At 64.1% G+C, this 5,333-nt stretch carries 6 protein-coding genes and 1 pseudogene; all 7 read right to left on the bottom strand.

Going from position 1 to position 5,333, the window contains the following annotated elements; translation table 11 throughout:
• Positions 1–940 (bottom strand): S-(hydroxymethyl)glutathione dehydrogenase/class III alcohol dehydrogenase (locus ABNU97_RS17020; RefSeq protein WP_348767858.1); only part of this gene is annotated, 940 nt, incomplete at its 3' end.
• Positions 941–1,073: 133 nt separating this feature from the next.
• On the bottom strand, positions 1,074–1,871 hold the full coding sequence (locus ABNU97_RS17015) for a DUF3299 domain-containing protein (protein ID WP_348767857.1): 798 nt from the start codon (positions 1,869–1,871) through the stop codon (positions 1,074–1,076).
• Positions 1,868–3,271 carry an FtsX-like permease family protein gene (locus ABNU97_RS17010; RefSeq protein ID WP_348767856.1) on the bottom strand — a complete coding sequence of 468 codons (1,404 nt, stop codon included), beginning with the start codon at positions 3,269–3,271 and terminating at the stop codon, positions 1,868–1,870. Before ABNU97_RS17010 ends, ABNU97_RS17015 begins: the two co-directional genes overlap by 4 nt.
• Positions 3,268–3,915 carry an ABC transporter ATP-binding protein gene (locus tag ABNU97_RS17005; protein ID WP_348767855.1) on the bottom strand — a complete coding sequence of 216 codons (648 nt, stop codon included), beginning with the start codon at positions 3,913–3,915 and terminating at the stop codon, positions 3,268–3,270. Before ABNU97_RS17005 ends, ABNU97_RS17010 begins: the two co-directional genes overlap by 4 nt.
• 147 nt (positions 3,916–4,062) lie before the next feature.
• Positions 4,063–4,419, bottom strand: a complete 357-nt coding sequence (locus ABNU97_RS17000) for a hypothetical protein (protein WP_348767854.1) — start codon at positions 4,417–4,419, stop codon at positions 4,063–4,065.
• A 46-nt stretch (positions 4,420–4,465) separates the two neighbouring features.
• Complete coding sequence (locus ABNU97_RS16995; protein WP_348767853.1) at positions 4,466–4,822, bottom strand: metalloregulator ArsR/SmtB family transcription factor; 357 nt, start codon at positions 4,820–4,822, stop codon at positions 4,466–4,468.
• Positions 4,823–5,101: 279 nt separating this feature from the next.
• A pseudogene (locus ABNU97_RS16990) lies at positions 5,102–5,333 on the bottom strand (hypothetical protein); the annotation flags it as partial.

Here is a 5,333-nt window from a genome sequence, read left to right as displayed (position 1 = left end):
ATGCGGAGCCGCGCCAGACCCGGCCGGTTACCAGCTGGAACGGGCGGGTCGAGATCTCCTCGCCGGCCCCGGCCACGCCGATGATGATGCTTTCGCCCCAGCCCTTGTGGCAGCACTCCAGGGCCGCGCGCATCAATTCCACGCTGCCCACGCACTCGAAGGAGAAGTCCACCCCGCCGTTGGTCATATCGATGACGACTTCGTGCAGCGGCTCGGAATAGTCGCGCGGGTTGATGCACTCGGTCGCACCCAGCGATTCGGCCAGGGCGAACTTGTTGGGGTTGATGTCGATGCCGATGATGCGTCCGGCACCCTGGAGTACCGCGCCCTGGATGACCGCCATGCCGACCGCGCCGAGGCCGAATACGGCGACCGTATCACCGGGCTGCACCTTGGCCGTATTGCGTACCGCGCCGACGCCCGTGGGCACGGCACAGCCCATTACGCAGGCCTTGGACAGCGGTGCGGCCGGGTCGATCTTGGCGACCGCGATCTCGGGCAGTACGGTGTATTCGGCAAACGTCGACGTGCCCATATAGTGGTGCAGCATCTGCCCGCGATAAGAAAAGCGGCTCGTGCCGTCCGGCATCAGCCCCTGGCCCTGGGTCTTGCGGATGGTCTGACACAGGTTGGTTTTGCCCGACTTGATATAGGGGCAGTTCGGATCTTCCGGCTGGTAGAGCGGAATGACGACGTCGCCTTCCTTGACGGACGTTACGCCCTTGCCGACATCTTCGACGATACCGCAGCCTTCGTGGCCCAGGATGCAGGGAAAGTTGCCTTCGGGGTCGCGCCCGGAAAGCGTGAACATATCCGTATGGCAAAGACTGGTGGTGACAATACGCACCAGGACTTCGCCGTCTTTCGGGCCTTGCAGATCGACTTCTTCGATTTCGAGTGGGGTGTTGGGTGCCCAGGCGATGGCAGCACGCGTTTTCATTTGCAAACCCTCGGGTTTAGTAAGGACGTTATAACATAGCAAAATTGTCAAGAGTCCCGATTGTGCAATGTGCTTGCGCATCGAGCGGCCGCTCTTTTCCCGGCGTGGTCTCGACCGGCGGGGAACGAGCGTTCTAGCGTTCGATCACCCGTGCATCGGTCAAGCGATAGAGCAGGCCGTCGTCGGTTTGGGTTTCGGCTTGCAGCTGGCCTTCGACGACGACCGGATCCCAGGTCATGTCCATGGCGCGCTGGGTGTGTACGTCGACCACGGTGGCCGGGCCGCCCGGCATATGAAAGAAGCACACCGGCGGGTTGGCCGACAGGATGAAGCGAGTCTGGGTCGTAGACATCTGCATGGGCAGCATGTAGCCGACCAAGCGCACGGTCTGTCCGAAGCGCTCTTTCAGCGCCGCCGGGTAGATCGCGGATACCCGAAACTGTTCGTCGTAGTCGATCTGGGCCTGCATGAGCGCTGCCCAGCCGAGCACGTTATCGCTGTCGTCGATGCCTTCCAGCGCGCTGGCATAGTCCTCGACGGCGTCGGGTTCGCGCACGTCGAGGCCGATCTGGGTGGACACCGGCCCGGCCGACACCGTGAGCGTATCGCGCCCGAGGGAGCGGGCGACCAGGGCCAGGTCGGTATAGCCGCCGTCGCGCGTCACCGGTTTGGGGCCGACGAGTTCGTTATCTCGGGTAGAACTTAAGCTGATAGGTACATCGTCGAGCAGCTCCCCGTCGGCGTCGCGCACCTCGGCGGCCAGGTAGACGATATCGTTCTGAATGGCCGGAATCACGGGCGCGCCGTCGCTGGGGGCGAGCTGTTCATAGATCAGGTCGATGGACGCGGGTTCATTCGCCCAGGCGGTGCTGGCGATCAGCGCGATCGCCAGCACCATCAGCAGGCTGCGCCCAAATGCGCGCCGATTCATTCGCCGGCCAGCGTACGGGCGATATCCACGCGATAGGCCTGGATCGCCGGCAGCAGCGCGGCCAGCAGGCCCACGGTCACGGCCATGGCCAGAAGGCCCCATTCCGCAGGCTGCCAGGCCCAGCCGGTCAGATGAAACAGTTGTGCGTCCTGCAGCCATAAACCCAACCCTTCGGTCACTAGATGTCCGATCAACAAGCCCAGTGTGACACCGCCAATCGCCAGCATCTGACCTTCGAGCAGAATATGGCGTAAAAGCTGTGCGCGTGAAGCACCGAGCGAGCGCATCATGGCCAGGTCGACCCGGCGGGCACGCAGCGCGTTGTACAGGGCCACGAATACACTCAGCGCGGCCGCTGCGATCATCAGCCCGGCGAAGGCGGCCAGCGTGTCCAGGCCGAAGCCGATCAACCCGAGCAGCCGGGTGATTTCGGCCACCGGCGCAGCCGCCTGCAGGCTGGATACGCGGTTGATCAGCCGAGGCAGGGTCAGGCCCGCCAGCGGCGAGTCCGAGATCAGCAGCAACGCGGTGATCTGGCGGCCCGTGGCGGGGAAGTCCGGGGCCAGAATCGACGGCAGCAGGGTGTGATCCGCGGTGGTGGTCGCGTCGTGGTGGGAGGCGTCATGCCCGTCGTCGGCATGATCCTCTTCGTGCTCGTGCTCGTGCTCATGCTCATGCTCATGCTCATGCTCATGCTCATGGTCATGGTCATGGTCATGGTCATGGTCATGGTCATGGTCATGGTCATGGCCATGGCCGGTCTCGTGTCCCGCGTCGTGGCCGGCTGCGCCGTGTATCGCCCAGACGCTGCGCACGTCGGTGAGCGCCAGTCGGTCGATCACGCTGCGTGTGGGCGCCAGTACGCCGACCACGCGGTAACGGGAGTGCTCGTGGGTGTGTCCGCTGGCGGCAAAACCATGCACGCCCGCAAAAGTGTCACCCACCGCCAGTCCGGTCGCGGCCGCGACCTGGGCGCCCAGTACGGCTTCCATGGGTGCATGCCAGCTGCGGCCGTTGGCGATCTCGGCGTCGTAGAGCGCCCGGAAGTCGTCGCTCGTACCCACGATACGAAAGCCCTGCACGCTGTCGCCGAGCGCGACCGGGATAGCGCGGTCGACCAGCCGATGACGAGACCAGCGCCGTGCCTCGGCAAGATCGATATTCCCGGTGGGCGCATCGATATGGTAGATGCTCGACAGGATCAGCTGCAGTGGCGAGCCCTTGGCACCCACCACGAGATCGATCCCGCCGGCATCGCGGACCAGATTGTCCTTGAGCTGGGTGGATGCCAGCAGCAGCACCACGATGATGGCGCTACCCAGCGCCAGCAGAAACACGTTTAACGCGGCCGTGAGTTTCTGGTGGCGCAGATAGGCCAGGCTCAGGCGCCACAGATTCATGCGACCACTCCGGCTTCGCCGAGCACGAGCCGGCGCTCGAACCGATCGGCCAGGCGATGATCGTGGGTGGTCACCACCAGCGCGGCGCCGGCCGCCCGGGCCCGTTCGATCAACAGCGTGGCCACACGCTCGGCGTTGGCGTCGTCCAGGCTGGAGGTGGGCTCGTCGGCCAGAATCAGCCGCGGCTCGTTGACCAGCGCACGGGCCAGCGCCACGCGTTGTCGTTGGCCCTGGCTGAGTTGTGCCGGATAGCTGCCCTTGAACGCGGCCAGGCCGACGCGCTCGAGCGTTTCATCGATACGCGCGGCATCGGGCGTGAGGCCGGCGAGATAGCGCGCCAAGGCCAGATTGTCGGCCACCGACAGGGCCGCGATCAGGTGCAGGCTCTGGTAGACCAGCCCGATATGGCGGCCGCGAAAGCGATCGCGCGCGGATTCGCGCATGGCGGCCAGCGATTGATCGCAAACCCGGATATCGCCGCGTGTCGGGGTGAGCACGCCGGCCAGCAGATGCAGCAGCGTCGACTTGCCGCTGCCGGACGGCCCGAGAATGGCCAGTTGTTCGCCGGCTGCCACGTCCAGGCGCTGTAGGCGTACGACGGGCACGTCGGTATAGCAGTGCTCCAGATCGCGAATACAGAGCATGGATTAATAAAGAAGGCCAGGGACGCTATAACGTTACATATTTTAAGCCCGGATGTCTGCCGATTTCGGCATGCCGCGCCCCAAAAAAACCCGGACGCGTCGGCGTCCGGGCATGCGGGGCCATTACAAGCCCTGCGGATCGACGGCTTAGTTGACGACTTCGAGCGGGCCGTGATCGTCGCAATGATCGCCGTGCGGGTGGTGCAGGTGGCCATCGACGAGGTAGTCGACATGATCACCATGGGGCACCGGCTCATGCCCGCAGCCGGGGCCGTGGACATGGGATGCGTCGTGGCAGCCGCAGTCGTGTGCCGGCGTGCACTGATCGGGGTTCTTGTCCGATACCTCGATCACGTGCTCGTCCACGTGGTCACCGTGCGGATGGTGCAGGTGGCCATCGTGCAGATAGTCGACATGGTCGCCGTGGCGCACGCCGGTGTGCTCGCACTCCGGGCCGTGCGTATGCGGATGGTTCTGATGCTGGTCGTGATTGCATTCGGTCATATCGGGCTCCTTTGCTTGGGTTGTCGAGAAAGACGTGCTTGCGCGGTTAGCGCGAACTCGTGTCCTCGGCTGAATGTTCGAGGGCGGTGACAACGATCTGCAGTACGTGATCGTCGGTCAGCCGGTAATACATATGTTTGGCTTCACGGCGCCGGCTCACCAACCGCGCGCCGAGCAGCAGCTTGAGCCGCGCCGATACGGTCGTAACCTTCTGGTCTTCCAGCGCGGCCAGCTCGGTGACACAGGTTTCGCCGTCGGCCAGCCGTGCCAGCAGGCGCAGGCGATCCGGGTCGGCGAGTGCCTTGAACATATCGGCGGCAAACGAAAGATCGGCATCGATTGGCAGCCGTGGCGGCTGGGGGTCGACCGAATGGTCGCAGGCGCTATGTGTTGTGGCCGTCATTGATAATCTTTAATTCCATGAATCGATGGAATGATAGATTCATGAGCGGATGGATGCAAGCGATTTCGATATCTTTCGACGTGTTTCGCCGCGCCGGTCAGGCGAGCGCCGACCGGTCCGCGTCGTGCTCGGGTATTGAACCGCCACCCATGTGACTAATTGTTCGGCGCGATAACGCGTGGTTGTGGATACGTATCTGCCGCCAGCGGCTACGAAGGTATTGAAAATAAACGAGGGGCAGGTCCGGATCGATACCGGGTCAGCCGTCGAAAAACGCGTTTATTCGGCCGGCGCGGGCAGCTCGGCCGGTGGCGAGGCCCGCTCGGCATCGCCCGAAAACGCGTTCAGGAAGCGTTCGTAGAAGGCGTCCATTCGCCAGATCGGGGCGGTGGCGCCGGGCGTCATGCCGGTCTGCCACTGCCAGGCATCGATCGCGGCGAGCACCGAAGAATCGGCCGAGAGGATATGGATCGGCACGTCCCGCGAGGCCTCGGGCCCGGTGATAATGGGC

The sequence above is a fragment of the uncultured Salinisphaera sp. genome (assembly GCF_964012375.1).
Lineage (GTDB): Bacteria > Pseudomonadota > Gammaproteobacteria > Nevskiales > Salinisphaeraceae > Salinisphaera.
Note: the sequence above shows the minus strand (reverse complement) of the source record. Positions and strands in the feature narration are given on the sequence as shown.